Origin of the sequence: Pseudomonas veronii (assembly GCF_001439695.1) — a bacterium.
Classification (GTDB): domain Bacteria; phylum Pseudomonadota; class Gammaproteobacteria; order Pseudomonadales; family Pseudomonadaceae; genus Aquipseudomonas; species Aquipseudomonas veronii.
The window spans coordinates 300,260-325,757 of the sequence record NZ_JYLL01000006.1 but is presented as its reverse complement, the minus strand read 5'-3'; the positions used below and the strand labels follow the sequence as shown (position 1 = coordinate 325,757).

General features: G+C 63.1%; 22 protein-coding genes. 7 read left to right on the top strand and 15 right to left on the bottom strand.

Annotated features, from left to right (window positions below; genetic code table 11):
- Positions 1-19: 19 nt before the first annotated feature.
- On the bottom strand, positions 20-877 hold the full coding sequence (copD, locus tag TU80_RS11075; RefSeq protein WP_057004479.1) for a copper homeostasis membrane protein CopD: 858 nt from the start codon (positions 875-877) through the stop codon (positions 20-22).
- A gap of 3 nt (positions 878-880) precedes the next feature.
- Positions 881-1,246, bottom strand: coding sequence for a copper homeostasis periplasmic binding protein CopC (gene copC / locus TU80_RS11070; protein ID WP_017847464.1), 366 nt, complete (start codon positions 1,244-1,246; stop codon positions 881-883).
- 115 nt (positions 1,247-1,361) lie between these two features.
- Here copC and TU80_RS11065 point away from each other — a divergent pair, with 115 nt between their 5' ends.
- Complete coding sequence (locus tag TU80_RS11065; RefSeq protein WP_017847463.1) at positions 1,362-1,982, top strand: TetR/AcrR family transcriptional regulator; 621 nt, start codon at positions 1,362-1,364, stop codon at positions 1,980-1,982.
- A gap of 135 nt (positions 1,983-2,117) precedes the next feature.
- On the opposite strand, the gene preA is transcribed toward TU80_RS11065, so the two are convergent.
- The 3 genes from preA to hydA all read right to left on the bottom strand — a co-directional run bounded on the left by preA (position 2,118) and on the right by hydA (position 6,354).
- Entirely contained in the window at positions 2,118-3,392 is a 1,275-nt protein-coding gene (preA, locus tag TU80_RS11060; RefSeq protein WP_017847462.1) for an NAD-dependent dihydropyrimidine dehydrogenase subunit PreA, read from the bottom strand.
- The gene (locus TU80_RS11055) at positions 3,392-4,759 is read right to left on the bottom strand and encodes an NAD(P)-dependent oxidoreductase (RefSeq protein ID WP_057004478.1); all 1,368 of its coding nucleotides are present in this window, start codon (positions 4,757-4,759) and stop codon (positions 3,392-3,394) included. The genes preA and TU80_RS11055 overlap by 1 nt, the downstream gene beginning before the upstream one ends.
- A 155-nt stretch (positions 4,760-4,914) precedes the next feature.
- Positions 4,915-6,354 carry a dihydropyrimidinase gene (gene hydA / locus TU80_RS11050; RefSeq protein ID WP_057004477.1) on the bottom strand — a complete coding sequence of 480 codons (1,440 nt, stop codon included), beginning with the start codon at positions 6,352-6,354 and terminating at the stop codon, positions 4,915-4,917.
- Positions 6,355-6,956: 602 nt separating this feature from the next.
- On the opposite strand from hydA, the gene TU80_RS11045 reads away from it, so the two are divergent.
- The gene (locus TU80_RS11045; RefSeq protein WP_046485631.1) at positions 6,957-8,444 is read left to right on the top strand and encodes an NCS1 family nucleobase:cation symporter-1; all 1,488 of its coding nucleotides are present in this window, start codon (positions 6,957-6,959) and stop codon (positions 8,442-8,444) included.
- A 132-nt stretch (positions 8,445-8,576) separates the two neighbouring features.
- Positions 8,577-9,860, top strand: a complete 1,284-nt coding sequence (locus TU80_RS11040; protein WP_046382831.1) for a Zn-dependent hydrolase — start codon at positions 8,577-8,579, stop codon at positions 9,858-9,860.
- 250 nt (positions 9,861-10,110) lie between these two features.
- On the opposite strand, the gene TU80_RS11035 is transcribed toward TU80_RS11040, so the two are convergent.
- The 4 genes from TU80_RS11035 to TU80_RS11020 form a co-directional block, all read right to left on the bottom strand.
- The gene (locus TU80_RS11035; protein ID WP_057004476.1) at positions 10,111-10,569 is read right to left on the bottom strand and encodes an REP-associated tyrosine transposase; all 459 of its coding nucleotides are present in this window, start codon (positions 10,567-10,569) and stop codon (positions 10,111-10,113) included.
- 536 nt (positions 10,570-11,105) lie between these two features.
- Positions 11,106-12,524, bottom strand: a complete 1,419-nt coding sequence (locus TU80_RS11030; RefSeq protein ID WP_057004475.1) for an efflux transporter outer membrane subunit — start codon at positions 12,522-12,524, stop codon at positions 11,106-11,108.
- On the bottom strand, positions 12,508-13,677 hold the full coding sequence (locus TU80_RS11025) for an efflux RND transporter periplasmic adaptor subunit (RefSeq protein ID WP_046382834.1): 1,170 nt from the start codon (positions 13,675-13,677) through the stop codon (positions 12,508-12,510). Before TU80_RS11025 ends, TU80_RS11030 begins: the two co-directional genes overlap by 17 nt.
- A complete protein-coding gene (locus TU80_RS11020) occupies positions 13,667-16,888 on the bottom strand; it encodes an efflux RND transporter permease subunit (RefSeq protein ID WP_057004474.1) in 3,222 nt (1,073 codons plus the stop codon). The genes TU80_RS11025 and TU80_RS11020 overlap by 11 nt, the downstream gene beginning before the upstream one ends.
- Before the next feature lie 209 nt (positions 16,889-17,097).
- Here TU80_RS11020 and TU80_RS11015 point away from each other — a divergent pair, with 209 nt between their 5' ends.
- Complete coding sequence (locus TU80_RS11015) at positions 17,098-17,508, top strand: PA0061/PA0062 family lipoprotein (protein ID WP_057004473.1); 411 nt, start codon at positions 17,098-17,100, stop codon at positions 17,506-17,508.
- Here the strand turns inward: TU80_RS11015 and TU80_RS33030 are convergent.
- Positions 17,505-17,666, bottom strand: coding sequence for a hypothetical protein (locus TU80_RS33030; RefSeq protein ID WP_164887010.1), 162 nt, complete (start codon positions 17,664-17,666; stop codon positions 17,505-17,507). The genes TU80_RS11015 and TU80_RS33030 overlap by 4 nt on opposite strands.
- Before the next feature lie 211 nt (positions 17,667-17,877).
- On the opposite strand from TU80_RS33030, the gene TU80_RS11010 reads away from it, so the two are divergent.
- A complete protein-coding gene (locus TU80_RS11010; RefSeq protein WP_057004472.1) occupies positions 17,878-18,540 on the top strand; it encodes a C39 family peptidase in 663 nt (220 codons plus the stop codon).
- Positions 18,541-18,583: 43 nt separating this feature from the next.
- Here the strand turns inward: TU80_RS11010 and TU80_RS11005 are convergent, their stop codons facing one another.
- The 5 genes from TU80_RS11005 to TU80_RS10985 all read right to left on the bottom strand — a co-directional run bounded on the left by TU80_RS11005 (position 18,584) and on the right by TU80_RS10985 (position 23,360).
- Positions 18,584-19,285, bottom strand: a complete 702-nt coding sequence (locus TU80_RS11005) for a VIT1/CCC1 transporter family protein (RefSeq protein WP_046382838.1) — start codon at positions 19,283-19,285, stop codon at positions 18,584-18,586.
- Between the two features lie 13 nt (positions 19,286-19,298).
- Positions 19,299-20,288: an FAD:protein FMN transferase gene (locus tag TU80_RS11000; protein WP_017848223.1), complete on the bottom strand. Its 990-nt coding sequence runs from the start codon at positions 20,286-20,288 to the stop codon at positions 19,299-19,301.
- Positions 20,278-22,458: a PepSY domain-containing protein gene (locus TU80_RS10995; protein ID WP_057004471.1), complete on the bottom strand. Its 2,181-nt coding sequence runs from the start codon at positions 22,456-22,458 to the stop codon at positions 20,278-20,280. Before TU80_RS10995 ends, TU80_RS11000 begins: the two co-directional genes overlap by 11 nt.
- A gap of 25 nt (positions 22,459-22,483) precedes the next feature.
- Positions 22,484-22,954 (bottom strand): DUF2271 domain-containing protein, encoded by a 471-nt coding sequence (locus TU80_RS10990; RefSeq protein ID WP_017848221.1) that lies wholly within the window; start codon positions 22,952-22,954, stop codon positions 22,484-22,486.
- Positions 22,955-23,036: 82 nt separating this feature from the next.
- Complete coding sequence (locus TU80_RS10985) at positions 23,037-23,360, bottom strand: PepSY domain-containing protein (protein WP_017848220.1); 324 nt, start codon at positions 23,358-23,360, stop codon at positions 23,037-23,039.
- A 131-nt stretch (positions 23,361-23,491) separates the two neighbouring features.
- Here TU80_RS10985 and TU80_RS10980 point away from each other — a divergent pair, with 131 nt between their 5' ends.
- Entirely contained in the window at positions 23,492-24,151 is a 660-nt protein-coding gene (locus TU80_RS10980; RefSeq protein WP_046485615.1) for a response regulator transcription factor, read from the top strand.
- Entirely contained in the window at positions 24,148-25,482 is a 1,335-nt protein-coding gene (locus tag TU80_RS10975; protein ID WP_057004470.1) for a sensor histidine kinase, read from the top strand. The genes TU80_RS10980 and TU80_RS10975 overlap by 4 nt, the downstream gene beginning before the upstream one ends.
- Positions 25,483-25,498: the final 16 nt, after the last annotated feature.

The window sequence follows — 25,498 nt, the reverse complement described above, 5'->3', positions numbered from 1 at the left end:
GGGGAAGCTGACTATGGATTCAGCCGGCCATCGCCATCGGGGGCAGCGTGCCGAGGAGGGAGACGGCGGCTACCGCTGAAATACCTAGTAACCATTCAGCCGTCACACTGGCCTTCAAGGTCTCCAGTCGTTGTTCGCAGCGCTCGATACGCAAGCGGTTCAGCAGCGCCAGGGCCAACATGCCCAGCACCAGCATCGCCTTGATCAGCAGAATCAGGGCGAAACCGTTGAACAGCGGGGTGGGCCACAGTTGCCCGGTCAATACACGCACGTTGATCAAGCCGGTGACCAGTAAGCCGGCGACCAGGCCATAACCCGCGCCGCTGAAACGCCGCAGAATCGGCTCCAGCCCATGGCGCTGCGGTTGGCGCAGGATCAATACCAACAGCAGCAGACCGCCAAGCCAGGCGCCCACGCACGCCAGGTGGACGACCTGATTGAGGATCAGCAACTGGCCGCTGAGCCCGTTGAGCATGGCGCCGTGACCGACCGGGGCCAGGGTCGCCAGCAGCAGGCCGATCAAGGGCAGGCGCAACGCCGACCAGGGTTTGATCAAGGCGATCAACAGCAGCACGTTGAGCAGCAGATGCCAGAGCCACACTTGGCCGAAAAAGGTCTTGCCCAGCACCAATTGCACAGTGGCCGGTTGCAGTGCGGCGTCCCAACTGCCGGCCATGCTGACCGTGATCAGCAGCAACCAGGCCACGCCGGAGCCGAGCCCGAGCCAGGCCAGTGCTCGGCTGATACGCAGCACTTGCCGGTCCAGCGCCAACTGCGGTGCATTGCCCATCAGCCAGGGCCTGAATACACAGGCCCCGAACATCAACAAGACGACGATGAAATGCAGGAAACGGCACAGCACCAGCAGCGTCGCCATAGGTTATTGGCCGACCTTGAAGCTGTATTCGCCGTTGCTCTTGTGGGTGTCGACCGAGACCGCGTTCCACACCACTTTGTAGGTACCGGCTGCGAGGGGCGCAGCGGGCGTCACCACCAGGGTTTTCTTGTCGGCATCCGGCGTTGCCAGGCCCTTGATTGCGATTTCGGTGCCGTCCTTGCTCAGGGAAACCTTGGAAAAGGTCGCCTCCACGCCTTCGCTGAAGGTCAGGCGCACATCGTTCGGTGCCGCGACGCTGCTGTCTGCCGCAGGCGTCGCGCTCTTGAGGTGAGCATGGGCAAACGCCGCCGAGGCGCCCAGCAGCGAAGCCAGCAGAGCGACGGTGGTCAGGGTTTTCTTGATCAACATTGAGCAATACCAATCAAAGGATAGGACGGGCAGTGTACGAAGTTTCGGCTCCTCCTGTCGCCCCGATCTAGAGCGGGTGGTAGTCTTTCCGTTATGTCTTTGTCGGGGAGCCCTTATGGGCAAGCACAAGATCGGAATTCGTCGGGTCAACGTCGAAAAAATCCTGCTAGCGGCGGAAAAAATCTTCGCCGAGAAGGGCTATGGCAGCACCGCCATGGCCGATATTGCCGCCGAAGTGCAATTGCCGCGTTCCAACCTGCATTACTACTTCACCACCAAGAGCGAGCTGTACAGCGCAGTGCTGTTCGATCTGTTGGAAGTGTGGAAGCAGGATGCCCTGAGTTTCGAAACCTTCGATGACCCGCGAGTGGTGCTCAGCAGCTACATCCGCGCCAAGATGCAACGCTCGCGCACGCGGCCGTATGGGTCGAAAGTCTGGGCCAACGAAATCATCCACGGCGCGCCGACGCTCGGTGAGGCGCTGGATGAAAGCCTGTACGACTGGGCCAAGATGAAGGAAGCGAAGATTCGCCAATGGGTGGAAGACAAACGCATCCTGCCGGTCGAGCCGGCGAGCCTGCTGTATATGATCTGGGCCTCGACCCAGCACTACGCTGACTTTGATCATCAGGTGAAGATTCTGAACGATCACCAGCCGTTGTCGGATATGCAGTTCGAGAGGGCGATTCAGACGGTGACCAGTGTGATTTTGCGCGGGATTGGGTTGGAGCCTTGAGGCTTGAGCCTTGAGGCTTGTGGTGAGGCTGAGGGCCTCATCGGGGGCAAGCCCCCTCCCACATTGACTGCATTTTGTCTGAAAGAATGCGGTCAACTGTGGGAGGGGGCTTGCCCCCGATAGCGCTCTACAGGACTACACCGCTTCCCGGTACGGATTACGCGGGTCCTGGGTCCAGTTCAAGAACGGCTTGCCGGTGTCCACCGGCACCATCTCGATGCAATCGGCCACCGGGCAGGTGATCTGGCACAGGTTGCAGCCCACGCATTCGTCATCGATCACTTCGTACTTATGCGTGCCGTCCGCTTGTTTCAAACTGGCGATGGCCTGGTGCGACGTATCTTCGCAGGCAATGTGGCAACGCCCGCAGCCGATGCAGGCGGCCTGATCGATCTTGGCGATCACCTGGTAGTTGATATCCAGGTACTTCCAGTCCGTAGTATTGCCCACGGCGCGCCCGGAAAAATCCTGCAGACTGGTGTAGCCCTGACTGTCCATCCAGCGCGACAGGCCGTCCTTCATTTCTTCGACGATGCGAAAGCCATGCAGCATCGCCGCCGTACACACCTGCACGGCACCGCAGCCGAGGGCGACGAATTCCGCCGCATCGCGCCAGTTGCCGATGCCGCCAATGCCGCAGATCGGCAGGCCGTGGGTCTGCGGGTCGCGGGCGATTTCGGCGACCATGTTCAGCGCGATCGGCTTGACCGCCGAGCCGCAGTAACCGCCGTGGGTGCTCTGGGTGCCGACCGTCGGCAGGGCGACCATGCGTTCCAGGTCCACGCTGGTGATGGAGTTGATGGTGTTGATCAGCGACACCGCATCCGCACCGCCGCGATACGCCGCACGCGCCGCCACCCGGATGTCGGTGATATTCGGCGTGAGCTTGACGATCACCGGCAGCGAACAGTACGTCTTGCACCAGCGCGTCACCTGTTCCACATACTCCGGCACCTGGCCGACCGCCGCGCCCATGCCGCGCTCCGGCATGCCATGGGGGCAGCCGAAGTTCAGCTCGATGCCGTCGCAGCCGGTGGCTTCCACCAGCGGCAGGATGTTTTTCCAGGACTCTTCGACGCACGGCACCATCAGCGACACGATCAGCGCGCGGTCCGGCCAGTCCTTTTTGACCTGGGTGATTTCGCGCAGGTTGATCTCCAAAGAGCGGTCGGTGATCAGCTCGATGTTGTTGATGCCCAGCACCTCGCGGTTGGCGCCGTAATGCGCCGAGTAACGCGACGACACGTTGACCGCCGCCGGGTCTTCCCCGAGGGTTTTCCAGACCACGCCGCCCCAGCCGGCTTCAAAGGCGCGGACCACGTTGTAGGCTTTGTCGGTGGGCGGCGCGGAGGCCAGCCAGAACGGGTTGGGGGCTTTGATACCGGCGAAGACAATCGAGAGATCGGCCATTACGCAGCCTCCACGTTGAGCATGAGTTGGGCGTGCATGGCTTCTGCCGCCAGCTTGCCGTGTTGCACCGCCTGTACGGTGAGGTCCTGGCCGAGGCTGATGCAGTCGCCGCCGGCATACACGCCGGGGATGCTGGTGCGCAGTTGCTCGTCGACGAAGATGCGTTCGCCGACTCGCTGCAGTTGCTGGGCCAGCGGGTCGTGCAGTGCGGCGTTGTCGAAACCTTGGCCGATGGCCTTGAAGATCGCATCGGCGGCCAGTTCGAAGGTTTCGCCGGTGGGTTGCAGGCGCCCGTTGTCCAGGTGCGTGCGGGCGAAACGCATGCCGCGCACATGGCCTTGCTCGTCCAGCAGCACTTCCTCCGGCTGGGCCCAGGTCAGCAGGCGAACCTGATTGGCCTTGGCGATGTCCTGCTCATGGCTGGTGGCGCCCATGTCCGCCAGGCCCCGGCGGTACACCAGGTTGACGTCGCGGGCGCCGAGGCGGGCCATTTGCACGGCCATGTCGATGGCGGTGTTGCCGGCACCGAGCACGATGCAGCGGTCGGCCAGGGGCAGTTGGCTCAGGTCGTCGGCCTGGCGCAGTTCGCGGATGTAGTCGGTGGCGGCGAGCAGGCCGGGGGCGTCCTCATGGGGCAGGCCGAGTTGCTTGCTGGCGGCCAGGCCGAGGCCGAGGAACACCGCATCGAAGTGCTGGTGCAGTTCGCTCAACGACAGGTTGTCGCCCAGGCGCTGGCCGTGACGGATCTCGATGCCGCCGATCTGCAGCAGGAACTCCAGCTCCTTCTGCGCGAAGTCATCCACCAGTTTGTACTTGGCGATCCCGTATTCATTCAGGCCGCCGGCTTTTTCCCGGGCTTCGAAGATCACCACATCGTGGCCGTGCAACGCGGCGCGATGGGCGCAGGCCAGGCCGGCCGGTCCGGCGCCGACCACGGCGATGCGCTTGCCAGTGGTGGCGGCGCGCTGGAACGGGTGTTCGCTGAAGTGCGCGTTGTCGATGGCGTAGCGTTGCAACAGGCCGATCAGCACCGGCGCGCATTCTTCGCCGTGGTTACGCACGCAGGCTTGCTGGCACAGGATCTCGGTGGGGCAGACCCGGGCGCAGCTGCCGCCGAGGATATTGGCCGAGAGAATCTTCTGCGCGGCGCCTTGCACGTTGTCGGTGTGGAGGTTGCGGATGAACGACGGGATGTCGATTTCGCTGGGGCACGCATTCACGCACGGCGCGTCGTAGCAATACAGGCAGCGCGAGGCTTCCAGTTGCGCCTGGCGAGCGTTGAGGGGCGGTGCCAGGTCGGTGAAATGGCTGGCGAGGGTCGCCCCGTCTTCATGGGGATGGGGGAGGTGGGTCAGGGTCTGGATCACGGTGTGGGCCTCACGGTTTTTTTCGGATTGCCTCTGGCGGGCATTTTTGTTGCCTGGGCTGACCTCATCGGGGGCAAGCCCCCTCCCACAGTGATCGCATTGTGTCTGAAAGCATGCGGTCAATTGTGGGAGGGGGCTTGCCCCCGATAGCGGTCTCAGCGGTTCACAGCAACCGGCTTGGAACGCTCAGCCTGCTTGCTCAACTGCTCGAACACCGACGGATACGCCGGCCGTTCCACATACCGCCCGGCACCGCGTTCGGCGCGCAGGTCGCCGTCGGCCCAGACCAGCTTGCCCTGGCTGATGGTGTGGCTCGGCACGCCGCGCACGGTCTTGCCTTCGAAGATGTTGAAGTCGACGTTCTGGTGGTGGGTCTTGGCGGAAATCGTGCGCGTGCCCTCGGGGTCCCACAGCACCAGGTCGGCATCGGCACCGACGCGGATTGCGCCTTTGCGCGGGTAGAGGTTGAAGATCTTCGCGGTGTTGGTGGAGGTCAGCGCGACGAACGCTTGCATCGACAGGCGCCCGGTGTTGACCCCTTCATCCCACAACAGCGCCATGCGGTCTTCGATACCGGCGGTGCCGTTGGGGATCTTGCTGAAATCGTCACGCCCGGCGGCTTTCTGCTCGGCGCAGAAGCAGCAGTGGTCGGTGGCGGTGGTGTGCAGGTTGCCGGATTGCAGGCCATGCCACAGCGCCTCTTGATGCCCGCGCGGGCGGAACGGCGGGCTCATCACGTAGCCGGCGGCGGTCTGCCAGTCGGGGTGGCGGTAGACGCTGTCGTCCAGCAGCAAGTGCCCGGCGAGCACCTCGCCGTACACCGCCTGGCCTTTGCCGCGCGCATAGGTGATTTCATCCAGCGCCTCTTTGGTCGAGACGTGTACCAGGTACAACGGCGTGCCGATGGTCTCGGCGATACGGATCGCGCGGCTGGCCGCTTCGCCCTCGACCTGGGACGGACGCGACAGCGGGTGCGCTTCCGGCCCGGTGATGCCCTGGGCCATCAGTTTGCGTTGCAGGTGATACACCAACTCGCCGTTTTCCGCATGCACGGTGGGTACCGCGCCCAGCTCCAGGCAGCGTTCGAAGCTGGCCACCAGGGTATCGTCGGCCGCCATGATCGCGTTCTTGTAGGCCATGAAATGCTTGAAGCTGTTGACGCCGTGATGGCTGACCAGCTCGGCCATTTCCTCGCGCACCTGCTCGCTCCACCAGGTGATCGCCACGTGAAAGCCATAGTCGGCCGCCGACTTCTGTGCCCAGCCGCGCCATTGGTGAAAGGCTTCGAGCAAGGATTGCTGCGGGTTGGGAATCACAAAGTCGATGATCGAGGTGGTGCCCCCCGCCAGACCCGCCGCCGTGCCGCTGAAAAAATCCTCACTGGCCACGGTGCCCATGAAGGGCAGTTGCATATGGGTGTGCGGGTCGATGCCGCCGGGCATCAAATATTGGCCGCTGCCATCGAGCACTTCGGTGCCAGCGGGAATATCCAGGCCCGTGCCAATTGCGCGAATCAGACCGTCTGCGCATAAAACATCGGCGCGGTAACTTTCGTCGTGGGTAATGATGGTGGCGCCACGGATCAACAGCGACATGTCGAGTTCCTCACAGGCTTGACCGGCTGGTGCCAGTTCTAAGTGTTGTAGTTGTTTTCAGCACAGGCTTGGTAAAAACCTGTCATCGGTGACAGGAATAGAAACTAGCCGGTGTTTTTAGAATGAGCAAGAAGATTTTTCCTACGCTTAGTTGTGTTTTAACTGATTGAAATATAAGGATAAAAAATAAAAATCACCAAAATGTGGCGACTGATCACCATTTTGACGCACTTGACAGGTTCCAAATATGAACAACATTTCTTATTGCAAATCAGGCGCTTGAGACATGCCACTTGACGGCGGCGGTAAATAAAAATAATTGTGTTGCACCAGATTGAGTCCTGAACGTTCGGACAACTTGCGCGTTATCCAGCCTGCGTCACGCGGCAAGTACCGAAGGACTCATCGGCGTTTGAAATAAAGCTGATAAACATCAGCGAGTTATATATGCGGTGCAGGGTCAGGGCGGGTTGTCGGCACGTTTATTGAGTGCAGTGGCGGCTGGCCGGACCCTTGATGTCATGTTGTTTACGAGGTACTCCGGCCACCTGCACCGACCTTGCAGGTGAGCAACAATAATTCGAAAAAACCGTGGAGCGGCCATGCAACAGAACAGATCGCAAGTTATTGAACGCAACGGCCTGTACGAACTCGACGCCGGCCCCGACGTCCTCGACAGCCCTCGCTACAACCACGACATGGCACCGACCAAGGTGCATGAACGCACGTGGAACAAGTGGCACATCACCGCGCTGTGGGTCGGCATGTCGATCTGCGTGCCCACCTACACGCTGGGCGGGGTGCTTACCGCGTACTTCGGTTTGTCGGTGGGCGAGGCGCTGATGGCGATCCTCCTGGCCAATATCGTGGTGCTGATCCCGCTGACCCTCAACGCCTTCCCCGGTACCAAGTACGGCATTCCGTTCCCGGTGTTGCTGCGTTCGTCGTTCGGCATCCTCGGTTCCAACGTGCCGTGCCTGATCCGAGCGCTGGTGGCGTGCGGCTGGTTCGGCATCCAGACCATGTTCGGCGGGCTGGCGATTCACCTGTTCCTGGGCTCGATTTTCGAGGGGTGGAAGGCCTTGGGCGGCACCGGTGAGGTGATCGGCTTCATGATCTTCTGGACCCTCAACCTGTGGGTGGTGCTGCGCGGCGCCGAGTCGATCAAGCGCCTGGAAACCCTGTCGGCACCGCTGCTGGTGGCGGTGGGCATTGGCCTGCTGGTGTGGGCGATGCCGAACGTATCCCTCAGCGAGTTGATGGCGATCCCGCCCAAACGCCCCGAAGGTGCAAGCCTGACCGGTTACTTCATGGCCGGCCTGACCGCGATGGTGGGGTTCTGGGCCACCTTGTCGCTGAATATTCCCGACTTCAGCCGCTACGCCAAGAGCCAGAAGGACCAGATCCTCGGGCAGATTTTCGGCCTGCCGCTGACCATGTTCCTGTTCGCCGCCCTCGGTGTGATCATGACCGCCGCGTCGGTGAAACTGGTGGGCGTCAGCGTGTCCGACCCGGTGACGCTGATCGGGCATATCCAGAGCCCGGTGTGGGTCGCCGTGGCCATGGCATTGATCATCGTCGCCACCTTGTCCACCAACACGGCGGCGAACATCGTGTCGCCCACCAACGACTTCCAGAACATCGCGCCCAAGCTGATCAACCGCACTTCGGCAGTGATTCTCACCGGCCTGGTGGGGTTGGTGTTGATGGGCCACGAGCTGCTGAAGAAGCTCGGGCTGATCGTTTCCGATGTGAGCCTGGAGACGGTGTATTCCAACTGGTTGCTCGGCTATTCCAGCCTGCTGGGGCCGATCGCCGGGATCATGGTGGTGGACTACTTCATCACGCGCAAACAGCGCCTGGACCTCGCCGGTTTGTACCGTGACGACGTGTACCCGGCGTGGAACTGGAGCGGGTTTGTCGCGTTTGGCGTGCCGGTGGTGCTGACCTTGCTGTCATTGGGCAGCGACGTGTTCAGCTGGTTCTACAGCTATGGCTGGTTTACCGGTTCGGCGTTGGGCGGCGTGTTGTATTACGGGCTGAATGCCAGGCGTGGCCTGACGCCGATGCCGGCCAAATCCCTGCTGTAACGCGATGGAATGCAGTCAAACAGGTGGTCATTCCACCACTGCACGGGTGACTGACCCACTGCAATCGGGAGCAAGCCCCCTCCCACCTTTGAACTGCATTCCATTCATAACATGTAGCCTGAGGAGATCCCCATGAACGCTGCCCTAGACGTTCTGCAATCGACCCATCAGCACATCAACCGCGACCGTTTGTGGCAGTCGTTGATGGAGCTGGCCAAGCTCGGCGCCACCGCCAAGGGCGGCGTGTGCCGCCTGGCCCTCACCGACCTCGACCGCCAGGCCCGCGACCTGTTCGTGCAATGGTGCGAAGAGGCCGGGTGCAGCGTGACCGTCGACGGTATCGGCAACATCTTCGCCCGTCGCCCCGGGCGTAACCCCGACCTTCCGCCAGTGATGACGGGCAGCCATATCGACACCCAGCCCACCGGTGGCAAGTTCGATGGCTGCTTCGGCGTGCTGGCCGGTGTGGAAGTGTTGCGCACCCTCAACGACCTCAAGGTGCAAACCGAGGCGCCGCTGGAAGTGGTGGTGTGGACCAACGAAGAGGGCTCGCGCTTCCCGCCGTGCATGATGGGATCGGGGGTGTTTGCCGAGAAATTCAGCCTGGCCGACACCCTCGCCAAGGTCGATGCGCAGGGTATCAGCGTCGGCGCGGCACTGAATGCGATCGGCTATGCGGGGACGCGGCCGGAGAGTGGGCACAAAGTCGGCGCCTATTTCGAGGCACATATCGAACAGGGGCCGATTCTTGAGGATGAAAAGAAAACCATCGGCGTGGTGCTCGGTGCCCTCGGGCAAAAGTGGTTCGACTTGACCCTGCGCGGCGTTGAAGCCCACGCGGGGCCGACGCCGATGCACCTGCGCAAGGATGCCCTGGTCGGCGCAGCCGCCGTGGTCGCGGCGGTGAATGCGGCGGCATTGGGGCATCAGCCGCATGCGTGTGGCACTGTCGGTTGCTTGCAGGCTTATCCGGGCTCACGCAACGTCATCCCGGGTGAGGTGCGTATGACCCTGGACTTCCGCCACCTGGAACCGGCGCGCTTGGATTCGATGATCGCCCAGGTACGCCAGGTGATCGACGAGACCTGCGCCAAGCATGGGTTGAGTTTTGAAATGACACCCACCGCCGACTTCCCGCCGCTGTATTTCGACAAGGGTTGCGTCGACGCAGTGCGCGATGCGGCGAATGGGTTGGGGTTGTCGAACATGGACATCGTCAGCGGGGCAGGGCACGACGCGATCTTCGTCGCCGAACTCGGCCCGGCGGGGATGATCTTCGTGCCATGCGAAGGCGGCATCAGCCACAACGAAATCGAAAACGCCGCGCCGGATGACCTGGCGGCGGGGTGTGCGGTGTTGTTGCGGGCGATGGTGGCCGCCTCGGCCGCCATTGCCAGCGGCAAACGCGCGGCCTGAAACGCGGTAAAACCTGTGGGAGGGGGCTTGCTCGCGATGGCGGTGGGTCAGTTACAGATGAGCTGGCTGAACCACTGCTATCGGGAGCAAGCTCCCTCCCACATGGGTTTTGCGGTGTTCATACATTGTGTGTCTGGCGCGGGATCAGTGTGGGAGGGAGCTTGCTCCCGATAGCAGTGGTTCAGCCGATACACATGTGATTGACCCACCGCCATCGCGAGCAAGCCCCCCTCCCACAGTTGAACTGTGTCTATACCCAAATGGCATCCCACAACGGGTAGTCGCCAATCCGGCTAACCAATCCCGCCCGCAATGGATTGGCCACCACATACCGGGCCATTTTCACCAAGTCGTCTTCCTTGCGCAGCGCCCGGTCATGGAAACTTTCCTGCCAAAGCCTCCCCTTGCGTTCGCTCGCACCGTTGACGCTCCGTGTGCTTTTGGACTTCACCTGGCGCATCAGGTCAGCCAGCGAGCCTTTTTTCAGTTCGAGCAGCCAATGGAAATGGTCCGGCATGATCACCCATGCCAGGGAGTTCGCCAGCCCTTGGTACTGAGCTAATCGAAACTGCCAGACCACCAAGCGACCGAGATGGAAATTCTTGAATATCGGGATGCGTTCGTGGGTGTTGGTGGTGATGAGGTAGATACGGTTGGGTTCGCTGAATCGACCGATACGCAGGCGGTGTGAAGCGGGTAAGTCGGGCATTCCCTGGCCTCTCTCTGGGTGTGTTTTGAGAGGCTAGATGGGTGAACTGCAGGTTGAAGGGCAGGCTTTTGGCAGGATGTGTCTGTGCGAACGCTATCGGGAGCAAGCTCCCTCCCACATGGGATCTGCGGTGTTCATACATTGTGTGTCTGGCGCCGGACCAGTGTGGGGTTGGCTTGAATCCTCCCACATGGGCTCTGCGGTGTTCATACATTGTGTGTCTGGCGCCGGACCAGTGTGGGATGGGCTTGAATCCTCCCACATGGGCTCTGCGGTGTTCATACATTGTGTGTCTGGCGCCGGACCAGTGTGGGAGGGGGCTTGCCCCCGATGAGGCCGGAACTGACGCCGCCGCTATCACAGCAATACCGCGTACCGACACGCCAATGACAGTGATTACACGGCAGTGACCGTGTTTCTCAACAGTCGGCCGGAAGACTGAATATGCGCTGGATCAGTCGGTGATGTCTGGCTGATCCAGCCTCATCAAAGGCAAACCAGCTCCCACCTTTGAGCTGGTTTGCACAAAAAAAGCGTCAGGCGCCAGGTTGCCAGCCGCCGCCCAGCGCGGTGACCAGCCCCACACTCGCCTGCAACTGCCGTGTCTGCACCGCCTGCAAGGTCCGCTGTGCCTGTAACGCCGCTGTCTGCGCGGTCACTACATCCAGATAGCTCACCGCGCCGGCCTGGTAGCTGTTCATCGCCAACGCTTGCGTATGCTGCGCCGCATCTGCCGCGGCTTGTTCATCCTGTGCCTCCTGCTGCAAATCCCTTAGCTGTGCCAGGTTGTCTTCGACCTCGCGCACGGCTTTCAGTACCTGGCTGCGGTACTGTGCCGAGGCTTGTTCGAACTCGGCCTTGGCCTGGCGTTCGTTGGCGCTCAAGCGACCGCCATCGAAGATCGGCAAGTTCATCAGCGGCCCCAGCGCCCAATACCGATTGCCCGCCGACAGTAAATTCCCCACGCCTTGGGTCTGCCCGCCAATCAGCCCGGTCAGACTGAAATCCGGGTACCACGCGGCCTTGGCCACGCCGATATTTGCGTTGGCCGCAAACACTCGGCGCTCTGCCGCCGCAATGTCCGGGCGACGTTGTAGCAGGTGGCTCGGCAGTTGCGACGGAATCCCCGGCAGGGCGATCAGTTGTTGGCTCGCCGGCAGTGTGAAGTCGCTGGCCGCCACGCCGACCAGTTCACCGATGGCATGCTCGGTGAGGTTGCGTTGCCCGCGTACTTCATCCAGTTGCGCCTTGGCTTGGGCGAGCTGGTTTTGCGCGCGGGTCAGGTCCAGTTCCGAAGCAATCTGGCCCTCGTAGCGGCTGCGGGTCAGTTGCAGGGCCTGGCTGAAATCCTCCAGCGAGCTGTTGAGAATCCGACTTTGCGCATCCAGCCCATTGAGCTGCACGTACAAGGTCGCCAACTGATGCTGCAAGCTCAAGCGCGCTACCGCCAGATCGTCGCCCGACGCTTGCGCCTGCGCATCACCCGCCGCCACCTGGTTGCGGATTTTGCCCCACAGGTCCAAGTCGTAGCTCAACGAAAACCCCGCCGTGTTGCTGTTGTAAACCGACGGCTGCGTGGTACTGCGCAGCGGACGCGAGTCGGATTGGCGCTGACGCAGCGGTTGTGCGCTGGCCGTGATCTGCGGGAACAGCCCGGCATGCAATTGGCTGGCATACGCCTGGGATGCATCGAAGTGCGCCAGCGCTGCCGCCAGGTCCGGGTTGGCCTTGAGCAATTGCTGTTGCAGCTGATCCAGGCGCGGTTCGCGGTAGAGCGTCCACCACTGCGGCGCCAGTTGGTCGGACGGCTGCGCGCTGTGCCAGGGGCCATCGCTGGTCTGTTCGCGATAGTTGGCTGGCAGGTCGATCGCCGGCACGTTGTAGGTCGGCGCCAGCGAGCAACCTTGCAACGCCAGCAGCATCACCGCGGCAAGTGGTTTAAGCCTTGGGCGCATGGGCACCTCCGGAGGCGTCGGCCAGTTGCACGGGGTCGCCTTCGCGCAGGGCGTCGGGTGGGTTGTCGACCACGCGGTCGGCGGGTTTCAGGCCCTGGTCGATCACCAGGCGTTCGCCCAGGTCCAGGCCGATATGGATGGCCTGCAGGTGTATGTGGTTTTGCGCATCCAGCACCGCGACCTGGGTGCCTTGGGCACGGAAGATCAGCGCGCTGGCCGGGATGCTCACGCCATGGGTGTCTGCCGGAATCGGCAGGGTGGCTTCGGCGTAATCGCCCGGCAGCAACTCGCCGTTGGGGTTGTCGGCGACAAACTGCGCGAGCAGGGTGCCGGAGCGGCGGTCGATGGCGGTGGAGTCGCCGATCAGGTGCGCCTTGAAGTGTTCGCCGGGGTGCTCGGGAACACTCAGCTCGGCTTCAAGCCCGGGGTGGATGACGGCCGCGTAGTTCTGCGGCACCGGTACGTAGAGGCGCAACTGGTGGGTGTCGGCGATGTTGAACAGCTCCGGGTCGCTGTCGGTATCGGCCTTGATCAACTGGCCGATGTCGGTGTTGCGCGCAGTGATGGTGCCAGCGAACGGCGCGCGGATAGTCTTGTAGCTTTCCAGCGCCGACAAGCGTGCGTAATCGGCAGCGGCGGCTTCGGCGTTGGCTTTGGCCGCTGCGGCGTTGGAGGTTTTTTCATCGGCCTCCTGGCGCGACACCGAATGGCTGGCCAGCAGGTTCTGCCAACGCGTCGCGGTGGTGGCGGCCAGTCGCGCATTGGCCTGTTGCTGCACCAGGCGCGCATGGGTCTGCGCCAGTTGTTGATCGAGATCGGGGCTGTCGATTTCGGCGAGGATTTGCCCGGCTTTGACCTGGCTGCCGATGTCGACTTTCCAGTCCTTCAAGTAGCCGCTGACCCGCGCATGGATCGGCGCCTTGCTCCAGGCTTCAAGGTGAGCGGGCAGGCGCAGGGTGTCACCGGCTACGTTCTGCTGCGGCTGGAACACCATCACCTGCGGCACGGCGGCGGTTTCGGTCCAGGCGGTGACGGAGCGCTCGTGCATTGTGCGGGCGTACAGGCCGTTGGCGACCAGCAGGGCGGCCAGGGTCAGGCCGCCGACACCCATGAGCATCAGACGCTTGCGCGAGGGTTTGTGATCAGACGACATGGGGCGTTTCTCCAACAGTTGCGCGAGTAGGCTGACGACCGTGGACCAAGCTGAAGACCACGGGAACAAATAACAGGGTGGCGGTGGTGGCGAGGATCAGGCCACCGATCACGGCGCGGCCGAGCGGCGCGTTCTGCTCCTCGGACAAGGCCAGCGGCAGCATGCCGATGATCATCGCGAGGGCGGTCATGCACACCGGACGAAAGCGCGTGTAGCCGGCTTCCAGTGCGGCCTTGAGCGCATCGCCATGTTCGGCCAGGCGTTCCCGGCAGAAGCTCACCACCAGGATCGAGTTGGCGGTGGCCACGCCCATGCACAGGATGGCCCCGGTCAACGCCGGCACCGACAACGACGTGCCGCTGAGGAACAGCATCCACACGATCCCCGCCAATGCCGCCGGCAACGCGGTGATGATCACGAACGGGTCGACCCATGACTGGAAGTTGACCACGATCAGCAGGTAGATCAGCACCACCGCGCCGAGCAGGCCGACGCTCAAACCGCTGAAGGCTTCATGCAGCGCATCGATCTGCCCGTGCAGGCTGATCGTCGCGCCTTTGGGGCGCATGGACGCGGTGTCGTCCAGCACTTTTTGCACGTCGCGGGCCACGCCACCGAGGTCGCGGCCTTGCACGTTGGCGTAGAGGTCCAGGGTCGGTTCGATGTTGTAGTGGGTCACCACCGCCGGGCTTTGCACGCGGGAGATGCTGGCCACGCCGCCGAGGATTTGCGATTGACCATCGGCACCGGTCACCGGCAGCGCTTCCAGCGCCGGCAGGCTGTCGAGGCGGTATTGCGGGGTGGCGGCGACGATGGAATAGGACACGCCGTTGGCCGGGTTGAGCCAGAAGGTCGGTGCGGTTTGCGAGCTGCCGGCCAGCGACGCGACCATGCTGTTGGTCACATCGCGCTCGGTGATGCCCAGGCCGTTGGCGCGCAGGCGGTCGACATTCACTTGCAGCGACGGGTAGCCGGTGGACTGCTGGATGCGCAGGTCGGCGATGCCCGGTACGTGTTGCAGACGGCGTTCCAGTTCCACGGCGTAGGCGCGGTTTTCGGCATCGCTGCGCCCGGAGATTTTCACGTCCAGTGGCGCCGGCGCGCCGAAGTTGAGGATCTGGCTGCTGATGTCCGCTGGCAGGAACGCAAAGTGGCTGCCAGGGAAACTTTGCGGCAGCGCCTCACGCAGTTTTTTCACGTAGTCGGCGGTGGGCGCGTGGTGTTGTTTCAGGCTGACCTGGATATCGCCGTCCTGCGGGCCGATGGTGCCGCTGCTGCTGTAGGCCATGTCGATGCCGCTCAGCGGAATGCCGATATTGTCGACGATGGTGTCGAGTTCGTCGGCCGGGATCACTTCGCGTATCCGCGCCTCGATCCGGTCGAACGCCGCAGCGCTTTCCTCGATCCGCGTACCCAGCGGCAAACGCACATGCAGCGCCAGCGCCCCGGCGTCGGTGGCCGGGAAGAAATCCTGGCCCAGGCTGGGCAGCAGCAAAAACGAGGCGAGCACACAGGCTAAAAAGCCGACGATGAAGCGCTTGCGATTGCCCAGGGCCAACGTCAGCAGGCCATGGTAGGTGTCGCGGATGTTCGAGAAGTGCCGCTCGAAACCCTGCTGGAAATTCAGCACCGACTGCAGCGCCGCGTTGCGTGGCTTGGTGTGCTGCTCGCCTTCGTGGTGGTTGATGAACGCATCTTCCGGGTGGTGGCCGGTGCCCGGTTCCGGCGTGTGCGGCTTGAGCAGGTACATCGCCAATGTCGGCACCAGGGTGCGCGAGAGGATGAACGAGCTGGCCATGGCGAAGATCACCGCCAGGGCCATCGGCCGGAACAGGTACCCGGCGATGCCTTGCAGCAAGAACATCGGCACGAACACGATGCAGATGCACAGCAGCGAGACGAACGCCGGGCCGACGATCTGCGCGGCGCCGTCGAGGATCGCAGCCTTCACCGCCTTGCCCTGTTCCAGGTGCCAGTTGATGTTTTCGATGGTCACCGTGGCGTCGTCCACCAGAATCCCCACCGCCAACGCCAGCCCGCCGAGGGTCATCACGTTGAGGGTTTGCCCGCTGACCGCCAGCAGCGCGATGGCCGACAGCACCGCCAGGGGGATCGAGGCGGCGATGATCAGCGTCGAGCGCCAGCTGCCGAGGAACAGCAGGATCATCGCGCTGGTCAGCAGCGCGGCGATGATGCCTTCCTGGGCCACGCTGCCCACCGATTGTTTGACGAACACCGACGCATCGCCGAGCAATGAGGTCTTCAGCGACGGCGGCAGGGTTTCGTTGATGCGCGGCAGCATCTGGCGGATGCCGTCGATGATCGACAGGGTGGAGATGCTGCCGTTTTTCAACGCTGGCATCAGCACCGCGCGATGGCCGTCGACGCGCACGATGTTGGTCTGCGGTGGCGAACCGTCACGCACGTGGGCCACCTGGCCGATGGTGATCAGCGCACCGTCGACGGTCTTGATCGGCAGGTCGTTGAGTTCATCGATGGCCTTGGGGCTGTTGTTGAGCAGGATCGTGTATTCGTTGGGGCCGAGCTTGGCGGTGCCCACCGGGATGATCTGGTTTTGCAACGCCAGGGCATTGCCCACGTCCTGCGCCGACAAGCCTTTGGCGGCCAGCGCCTGCGGGTCGAGGTCGAGGGTGATCTGCCGCTGCTTGCCACCCATGGGCGTGGGCATGGCCAGGCCGGGCAGGGCGCTGAGGGGCAGGCGGATATTGTTCTGCACCAGGTCGCGGATCTTGGCTTCCGACAGTGTCGGGCTGGAGAACGCCATTTGCAGGATCGGCACCGTCGATGCGCTGTAATTGAGGATCAGCGGCGGCGTGATGCCGGGGGGCATTTGCTTGAGCACGGTTTGTGACACCGCTGTCACCTGGGCGTTGGCGGTGCGGATGTCGACGCCGGGCTGGAAGAAGATCTTGACGATGCCCATGCCCGGCAGGGATTGCGATTCGATGTGTTCGATGTCGTTGACGGTGGTGCTCAGGGAGCGTTCGTAGGTGTAGATCACCCGCCCGGCCATGGCGTCCGGCGACAGGCCGTTGTACTGCCAGACCACTGCAACGACGGGGATGCCGATATCGGGGAATACATCAGTGGGGGTTCGCAGGGCCGCCATCGGCCCGATGATGCAGATGAATATGGCCAACACGATAAACGTGTACGGCTTTTGCAGTGCGGTCTTTACCAGCCCGAGCATGCGTGAACCTCCGAGGGAGCAGGATTGCAAACCCCGGCAGTCTTGCCCGACCCACCTAACACGCACCTTTCAGCCAGGTGAAGGAAGATTTAGGTATGGGCTGAAGATCGTTTCATGTGTATTCATTTGTTCTACAAAGGGCGGCTCTCCAAGCTTGTGACCCATCGGATGCGATGCGTCTTTTAACTGAAATTCTTTGGAGTTCTGCCATGTCACTCAAACCGTTATTGCTGATTCCCGCCTTGAGCGCTGTGTTGTTACTGTCGGCCTGCGCCGGCCCGATGCCCAAAGCCGACCCCAGCGAAGCCTGGATCGGATTGAAAGAAGAAGCGCCGAATGACCTGATGGCCGAGCGCGTCGACGGCAAGCGCGTGGATGACGGGCGCTTTTTCGAAGTGCCGCCGGGAGCCCATCGTTTGGATGTGACGTTGTTCGAGGAAGAGCCGGGCGACGATAACCAGCAGGACTGCCAGGGTCGCGTGGAGTACGAGAACTTCAAGGCGGGTGAACACTACACCCTGATCGAATCCAGCCTGGGCACCACCGTGCGCGCATCGCTCTTGGATGGTCACGGTAAGGAAGTCGCGGCAACGCAGGACTTCAATTGCATGCCTGGCTAGGCGTGATGCACCGCCGTCTTGTGCGGCTTGGCGGATGCAGCTGCTTTGACGTGGGGGTGATGGTGCCGACGGGTAATGCGCAACACCCCCCACAACATGGCGGCGGCCACTGCGAGCCAACCGCAGATCAACAGGAAAATCGTCGTTGCAAGGCTCATTCTGGCCTCCTTTCGCCCAGCAGGGCGCACACACAGTCTTCTCAATGGACAGTCTAGTCAGACGACGGTTGCCTGCTATTGACCAATGGTCGTGTCGATCCAACTTCTTTGCTCTATCCCGGGCGTTTTACTGCGGTTCAAGGCTATACCCGAGCGGAAGAGCGTCCTATGATCAGGGCCCTTACCGGCAGTTGATCAAGAGGGTAGAAAATTGCGGTTACGGTCCAACGTTACAACGTCCTTGCTGCTGGCCTGCACCCTGGGGCTCGCGGCCTGTTCCGGGCAGCCGTCGAAACTGCCGGGCCTGCCGGAGCGTGTCGAGCTCAATGGCGTGCCGACGTTTCGCAGCGACGCTTATCAAAGCGGTCCCACGGCGTTAGCCAGCATGCTGTCGCAACAAGGCATTGTCATGACACCGGGCTTGCTGGATAAGCCGCTGCACTTGCCGGGCGGCGAAGCGAACCTGGAGCGCAACATGCAGGTGCTGGCCCGTGAATACGGGTTGATGGTGTATCCGCTCGACGCCAAGCTCACCTCGGTGCTGGCGCAGGTGAGCGCGGGTTACCCGGTGATGGCGCGGATCGGCGGCGGCCTGTTGTCCAGCACGCACTACGTGGTCGTGGTGGGTTTCAACCAGCAGAAAAGCACGGTGCTGCTGCGCTCAGGCATGGATCGGCGGTTGTTGATGAGCTTCAGTGACTTTGAGTCGAAGTGGAGCAGCGCCGGTCACTGGGCAATCCTCACCCAGCGCCCGAGCCAGTTGCCGGCCAATGTGGATACGCAGCGCTGGCGCGAAGCGGCCAATGCTACCGCCCAGGCCGGGCAAGAGCAGGCTGCGGCGCAGGCACTCAAGGTATTGGCCGAAAGAAAGTAAGACACACCGCGCCCGCCACGTTGGGGCGCGGTGTGTTTTCGCGCTACACCACAGCGCCGAACAATGCCCCGACGCTGGCCGTAATGCCCATGGCCAGCACGCCCCACAGGGTTACGCGCCAGGCGCCGACGAAGACTTTCGCCCCGCCGGCCCTGGCCGCCACGGCGCCAAGGCTGGCAAGAAACAGCAGGGACATGCCGCAGATCCACGGCACCACGCTGTGCTCTGGCGCGATGAGCGTCACCGCCAGCGGCAACGCGGCACCGACCACGAAACTCGCCGCCGAGGCCAGCGCCGCTTGCAGCGGTTTGGCGGTGAGGGCTTCGCTGATGCCCAGCTCGTCCCGGGCGTGAGCCCCCAAGGCGTCGTGCGCCATCAATTGGTCGGCGACCTGATGAGCCAATTCGGGTGATACACCACGCTGCATGTAGATGTTGGCAAGTTCGCGGTGTTCGGCTTTCGGGTTACTCGCCAGTTCCGCTCGCTCTCGGGCCAGATCGGCGTGCTCGGTATCGGCCTGGGAATGCACCGAAACGTATTCGCCGGCCGCCATCGACATCGCCCCCGCCACCAGCCCGGCCATGCCGGTGACGATCAGCGAGGCGTGGCTGGCGTTGGCGGCGGCGACACCGATCAACAGGCTGGCGGTGGAGACGATGCCGTCATTGGCGCCCAGTACCGCGGCGCGCAGCCAGCCGATACGGTCACTGCGGTGGGATTCGGTGTGCCGGTGCATGAATTTCATCGGTGTGCGGGACTCACGTTCGTGGACGGGGTTGGGGCGGACGGCTTTCAATCTGCGCCTGCAGAATACCGCCGACAATCGATATTTCTTTGAGTTGTTCACCCTCGCGCAGCACGAACAACGCGTCCATCCCGCGTGCCTGCGCCAGGCGTGGGCCTTCGATTTCGCCCAGCACCATCAACGCCGTGGCCCAGGCATCGGCGAGCATGCACGAGGCGGCCACCACCGTGACGGCGGCGACGGTATTGCACAGCGGGGCGCCGGTGGCCGGGTTCATGGTGTGAGCATAGTGTCGGTCTTTCACGTCAATCCAGTGTCGGTAGTCGCCGGAGGTGGCGATGGCGGCGTCGCTGAGTTCCATGACTCCCATCACTTCACGCTGGCCCCGGCTTGGTTTTTCAATGGCCACGACCCACGGTTGAGCATCCGGCTTGACGCCGCGGGCACGCATTTCGCCATCGATGCCGACCAGGTAGCGGGTCAGCCCGAAGCCGTCCAGGCAGCGCGCCAGTTCGTCGACGCCAAAGCCTTTGGCGATCCCGTTGAGGTTGAGGTGCAGCGGCGCGCGTTTGCGCACTTGGTGACGTTGCGTGTCCACCGTCAACGCCGCAGTGGCCGACAGACCGCTGCGTGACGGCAGGGCGTCGATGGTCTGTTCTGTGACTGAGGGTGCGCCGGGACCGAAGCCCCAGGCGTCCACCAGATCACCGACGGCGATGTCGAAAGCCCCGCCGGATTGCTGGCTGACCCGCAACGCGGCGGCCAACACCGTGGCCAGTTCCTGGGGCACCGGCAACCATGTTTGCTCGGGGCCGGCGTTGAGGCGGTTGAGGTCGGAATCGGCCTTCCAGGTGGACATCTGCTGGTCCACCCGGCCCACGGCCTGGGCCAGGCCGCGGTTGATCGCGTCGGTGTCGACGCCGGCCTCGGCATAGAACACGGCGGTATAGCGCGTGCCCATGGTCTCGCCGTTCAGGCTGTAGCGTTGGGGCTCAGTAGACATCTTCACGGTAGCGTCCTTGTGCTTTCAGGGCCAGCACACTCAGGTGGAGCGGGGCTAACACGTTATCCAGCGCTTGCATCACGCCTTTGGCCATCTCGCGGCTGCCGCACACCAGCACTTGGGCGCCGTTTTCGATCAGGACGCGCAACGCCAGGGCATCGCCGAGCAACCGGTCTTGCACATAGCTGCGCTCCTGAACCTGGGAGAACGCCGCGCGCAATGCGGTCAGGCGGCGGTCGGCCAGGTAACGCTTGAGCTCCGGTTCATAGAGAAAATCCGAAGCCGGGTTGCGTCCGCCCCAATACAGGTGCATCGGGTGTTTGGCGGTGTTATGGCGAATAAAACCGGCCAGGGGCCCGATACCGGTGCCGGCACCGATCAGAATCACCGGGTGCGCGCCCGACGCCGGACGAAATTGCGGATTGGGCTGGATGAACGCTTCGACCGACCCGCCGATCTTCAGCTCATGCAGGAACCCCGAGCATAGGCCACCTTCGTGTTTGCGCACGCAGATTTCCAGCGTGCCGTCTTCAGAGGAACTGGCCAGCGAGTAAAAGCGCGGCACCGGGTTGTCCGGCGGCAAAATGCCGACCAGATCGCCGGCCTGGAAGCTCGGTAGCGCGCCCGCGGCCTTGAAGCGCAGGACGTGGGTCGGTGCGTTCACGGCTTCGCCATAGACGATGCGCTCGGTCAATTCCAGACGACGGCTGCGCGGGCGCTGCGCCGTGTGGATCAGCGGCAGCTCGTGGCCCAGTGGCGCCGCCAACGCATCGCCCCAGCGCGCAAATTCCTGCGAGGATTGACGGTTCACGGTTTCCAGCCCCAGCAATGGCGTGCCGCCGGCTTGTACCATCGCGTCCTGCACCTGATGGGCGTACTGACAGAATCGCGGAAACTGCCGGTCGCCAAACCCGAGTACCGCAAAGGGCAGGCCGGGTTTGAGGCCCACTTGCTGCAGCCGTGCCAGGAACTGCGCGGCCGACGCCGGTGCATCGCCGTCGCCGTGGGTGGCGGTGAGGATGAACAGGCGCTGGGCAGCGCGGTACTCGCCCTTCCAATCGTTCATCGCGGCGCTGTGAACCCGGTGCCCGGCCTGGTGCAACGCCGCGTGCAAGGTATTGGCAAAACCCCAGGTGCTGTTGGTTTCACTGCCCACCAGAATCACGCTGTCGGCGGCGTGGGCCGGGCTGTTATGGCTAATCTTCGGCGCGGCCTTGCGGCGGCGCCACCACAGCAGGATGCCGGTCACGCTCATCAACGGCACGCTGAGGGCGCTAACCCCGAGGATCAAGCCCAGCCACCAGAGGCCTTCGCCGGTGTGCAATTGATAGATCAGTTGATACAGGTTGTGCATTGAATCGTGGGCCTGATACGACAACAGCGTGCCGCTGACCGGGTCCACGTAGCCGTCACCCTGGGCGGTGCGCAGGGAAAACACGTCCTCGGGGTTACCGGGGCTCGGGTAAACCAGTTCGCGCAGGTCGTTCAGATCGATGGCCTGCAAGGCTTGCAGGTTGGCCACCGGCTGCGCCGCGCCGACGCTGATATGCGCGGGGAAGGCCGGCTCAGCCTGACTGCCGTCGGCGATCAAACCGAAGGTCGTGGCGCACATGTACAGCCCAGTCAAGGCCGACAGCAGCAGCCCGAGCACGGCCAGGCGCCCGACTTCGGCGTGCCAGCGCTGGCTGAACGAGCCGCGCAGCGGCCGCAACAGGTTGCGCAGGCCACCCAGGCGGCGCGCCAGCAACAGCGCGCCGGACACGCAAAGCATCAACATGAAGAGTGCGCCGACGCCCGCGATCCCATGCCCGGTGGTACCCATGAACAGCGAGCGGTGCAGGTCTTTTACCCAGCGCGAAACGGCGGACGGCTCATAGGGCCCGAGGCCCTGGCCGGTCAGTGGATCGACGGTTTGCGCACCCGCCTGGCCGTCCTGGTTGTAGTAGATGATCACTGTTCCGGAGGCGCTGCGCTGGATCTGCTCCACCCCCGGAAAGTGGTTGGCGATGCGTCCCGCCAACTGGCCGACATTGAGCTGCCCGGCCGCGGTTGACGTGCTGTGCAGGCGTTCCAAAGCCGGATTGACGGACAGCACTGCGCCGCTGATGGCCAATATCATGACCAACAGGGCGGCGATCAGACCGGGCAGTGAATGGAACTGGCGAAGCATGTTCAGCCTCCAGAAGTCGCAGGTGTTACAGGTCGTAGGTAAAGGACTCGACATAAGTGCTGCCGCTGACCGGCTTGCCCGACCCGGCCGATGTCAGCGGGACACTGACGTCGGCGCGGCTGTCGCGCTTGTCTTCCACGGCGCTGTCGATACGGATCTGATACCCGGCGTCGATCAAGGTGTCGGCCAGTTCCACGCTGACGGTGAGGCTGCGGCCGCTGCCGACACTGGCGCCGCTGAGGCCGTCAAACTCGCTCGGCTTCATGGCGCTGCCACGCGCCCAGTCGCTCAGGTGCCGGTAGTACTTGGCCTTTTTGCCGGCGACCCAGAGGGTTTTCTGGTACTGGCCGTTGGCGTCGGTAACATAGATCGCCAGGTACGCGCCGTTGCCGCTGTAGTCCTTGAGTTGGGTGGTCAGTGTCACTTCGCGGGCCTGGGCCAGCCCCGGCAGGGCAATGGCGCCGGCGAGGCAGGTTGCAGCAATGATCTTTTTCATGATGATGTCCTGGTTGAACGTTGTGGCGAGAGCCTGGACCTGCTGGCTGACAGCAACCTGAAAGCCGTGGAAAAACCGCTGATCATTCCGATCCAGGGCGGTTGAGGTAATCCCGGGCGTCGCCGTTGGCGCCGAAATGGATTTCCAGTTTGCGCAGACGAAGCGAGGCGGGTGCGTAGCTGGCTTCGATCGCATTGCCTTTGCGGTCGGTGCCCCTGAGTTCATAGCAGCCGTCGTCGACCTTGATGCGTTGCACGCTCCAGCCGTATTGCTGTTCCACTTGCTGGCGCAGGGTTTCGCGTGGTTGCCAGTCGCTGACCGGCTCGCTGCAGTCGTCGTCGGCCAAGGCGTTTGCGCCGAGCAGGACGCCCAGCAGTGCGGTGCTGACAATAAAAGCTGATTTCATGATCTGTCTCCGGCCGGATTGGCATTTGCGGCTTACCCTAAAGGGCATTCCTGACAACCAGCTGAATCTTCAGATTCACGTCAGGTAAGCTCGGTAAGGTGCGGCACGACAACCACCACAGGAGGTGCCAGATGCGGGTTTTATTGGTCGAGGATGCACCCGGGCTGGGCGAGGCGGTGCGCGAACAGATTGCCGACGACGGCCATGCGGTCGATTGGGTGCAGCGCCTGGAGCATGCGAACAACAGCGTGCGCAGCACGCCGTATGACCTGATCCTGCTCGACCTGATGCTGCCCGACGGTCGCGGGCTGGACTTTCTGCGCCAGCAGCGTTCGGCCGGCAATGTGACCCCGGTGATCATCCTCACCGCCCAGGACCAGATATCCGATCGTATCGCCGGCCTCAACGCCGGGGCCGACGATTACCTGGTCAAACCGTTCGACCTGTTCGAGCTGTCGGCCCGGGTGGCCGCCGTGGCCCGCCGTTATAGCGGCAATCCCAACCCGCAGATCAAACTCGGCGAGTTGCAGATCGATATGAACGCGCGCACCGTGCAGCGTGCCGGCGTCACCGTCGACCTGACGGCGCGCGAATGGGCGCTGTTCGAGGCGTTCGTGCAGCGCCCCACGGCGTTGCTGTCGAAGTCGCAGCTCGAAGAGCGCCTGTACGCCTTCGGTGCGGAAATCGAGAGCAACACCATCGAGGTCTATATCAGCCGCCTGCGCAAAAAACTCGGGCGCGACCTGCTGGAAACCGTGCGTGGCATGGGTTATCGGTTGATGGCCGGATGAAGTCGCCGATCAGCCTGCAAAAACGCCTCGGCCTCGGGTTGACCCTGGGCATGACCTTGCTCTGGCTGGGGGCGACCGTCGGCGCCTGGCTGGTGGTGCAACACGAATTGAACGAGGTGTTCGACAGCGCCCTGGAAGAGACCGCGCAACGCATCCTGCCCCTGGCCGTGCTGGAAATCAGCAACCGCGAAGAACCGCGCACCGCCCAGCACGTCGCCACCCTGAAGATGCACAAGGAATACCTGACGTACCTGGTGCGCGATGCCCAGGGCCAGATTCTGATGCAGTCCCATGACGCCAACCCGAAGATCTTCAACGAACACCCGAGCGAAGGGTTTTCCACTACCCGAAAATACCGGCTGTACGGCGCGAGTGCGCTGCGCGATACGCTGTTCATTGAGATCGCCGAGCCGCTGGGGCATCGCCGTGAGGCGGCGCGGGAAGCCTTGTTGGCCCTGTTGATGCCGTTATTGGCGCTGATCCCCATCAGCCTGTTGGGCACATGGTTGTTTGTGCGCTTCAGCCTGCGCAGCGTATTGGCTTATCGCCGTGCCGTGGAAGCGCGTGGTGTGGGGGATTTGTCGCCGATAAGCGTGGCCCGGCTGCCGGCTGAAATCGACCCGTTGGCCGACGCGGTCAACCACCTGCTGGAGCGCTTGCGCAAGGCCTTGGAGGCCGAGCGCAGCTTCACCGCCAACAGCGCCCACGAGTTGCGCACACCATTGGCGGCGACGCTGGCGCAGATCCAGCGTTTGCGCCAGGAAGCGCCGGAAGGCCCGTTGCGCGTGCGTGCGGCGAAGATCGAACACGCCTTGCGCGAACTGGCGCGGCTTTCGGAAAAACTCATGCAGTTGGCCAAGGCCGAGGGCGGCGGGTTGTTGTCCGAGGCGCCCCAGGACCTGATTCCCTTACTGGCCCATGGGGTCGATGAGTGGAACCGCAGCAGCGGGCAGCGCATCCGCTTGCAACTGCCGAGCGAGGGCAGCGTGTATTGCGCGATCGACCCGGACGCGTTCGGCATCCTGCTGCGCAACTTGATCGAGAATGCGTTGAAGTACGGCGCGGCGGATCAACCGGTCGACGTCAGCCTCACGGACGATGCGTTGCTGCGGGTGGTCAACGGCGGACCGGCCGTGCCGGCGCCGGTGTTGCAGCGCCTGACCGAACGCTTCGTGCGCGGCAGCAGCGAAGCCAGCGGCAGCGGATTGGGCCTGGCGATTGCCAAGACCATCGTCCATGGGGTCAAGGCGCACATGACCCTGGCGTCGCCGGCCACAGGCCGGGACGACGGGTTTGAAGTGAACGTTCAGTTTTTGCGCTTGCCGGCCTGAACGTTCATCGCGCCCC

Coding starts and splice junctions, on each gene's coding strand:
- TU80_RS10980 (WP_046485615.1), top strand. CDS start 23,492: ATGCGGGTTTTATTGGTCGAGGATGCACCCGGGCTGGGCGAGGCGGTG.
- TU80_RS10995 (WP_057004471.1), bottom strand. CDS start 22,458: ATGCTTCGCCAGTTCCATTCACTGCCCGGTCTGATCGCCGCCCTGTTG.
- TU80_RS11025 (WP_046382834.1), bottom strand. CDS start 13,677: ATGTCGTCTGATCACAAACCCTCGCGCAAGCGTCTGATGCTCATGGGT.
- TU80_RS11035 (WP_057004476.1), bottom strand. CDS start 10,569: ATGCCCGACTTACCCGCTTCACACCGCCTGCGTATCGGTCGATTCAGC.
- TU80_RS10975 (WP_057004470.1), top strand. CDS start 24,148: ATGAAGTCGCCGATCAGCCTGCAAAAACGCCTCGGCCTCGGGTTGACC.
- TU80_RS11030 (WP_057004475.1), bottom strand. CDS start 12,524: ATGCGCCCAAGGCTTAAACCACTTGCCGCGGTGATGCTGCTGGCGTTG.
- hydA (WP_057004477.1), bottom strand. CDS start 6,354: ATGTCGCTGTTGATCCGTGGCGCCACCATCATTACCCACGACGAAAGT.
- TU80_RS11015 (WP_057004473.1), top strand. CDS start 17,098: ATGTCACTCAAACCGTTATTGCTGATTCCCGCCTTGAGCGCTGTGTTG.
- TU80_RS11020 (WP_057004474.1), bottom strand. CDS start 16,888: ATGCTCGGGCTGGTAAAGACCGCACTGCAAAAGCCGTACACGTTTATC.
- TU80_RS10985 (WP_017848220.1), bottom strand. CDS start 23,360: ATGAAATCAGCTTTTATTGTCAGCACCGCACTGCTGGGCGTCCTGCTC.
- TU80_RS11040 (WP_046382831.1), top strand. CDS start 8,577: ATGAACGCTGCCCTAGACGTTCTGCAATCGACCCATCAGCACATCAAC.
- copC (WP_017847464.1), bottom strand. CDS start 1,246: ATGTTGATCAAGAAAACCCTGACCACCGTCGCTCTGCTGGCTTCGCTG.
- TU80_RS11065 (WP_017847463.1), top strand. CDS start 1,362: ATGGGCAAGCACAAGATCGGAATTCGTCGGGTCAACGTCGAAAAAATC.
- copD (WP_057004479.1), bottom strand. CDS start 877: ATGGCGACGCTGCTGGTGCTGTGCCGTTTCCTGCATTTCATCGTCGTC.
- TU80_RS10990 (WP_017848221.1), bottom strand. CDS start 22,954: ATGAAAAAGATCATTGCTGCAACCTGCCTCGCCGGCGCCATTGCCCTG.
- preA (WP_017847462.1), bottom strand. CDS start 3,392: ATGGCCGATCTCTCGATTGTCTTCGCCGGTATCAAAGCCCCCAACCCG.
- TU80_RS11005 (WP_046382838.1), bottom strand. CDS start 19,285: ATGAAATTCATGCACCGGCACACCGAATCCCACCGCAGTGACCGTATC.
- TU80_RS11045 (WP_046485631.1), top strand. CDS start 6,957: ATGCAACAGAACAGATCGCAAGTTATTGAACGCAACGGCCTGTACGAA.
- TU80_RS11000 (WP_017848223.1), bottom strand. CDS start 20,288: ATGTCTACTGAGCCCCAACGCTACAGCCTGAACGGCGAGACCATGGGC.
- TU80_RS33030 (WP_164887010.1), bottom strand. CDS start 17,666: ATGAGCCTTGCAACGACGATTTTCCTGTTGATCTGCGGTTGGCTCGCA.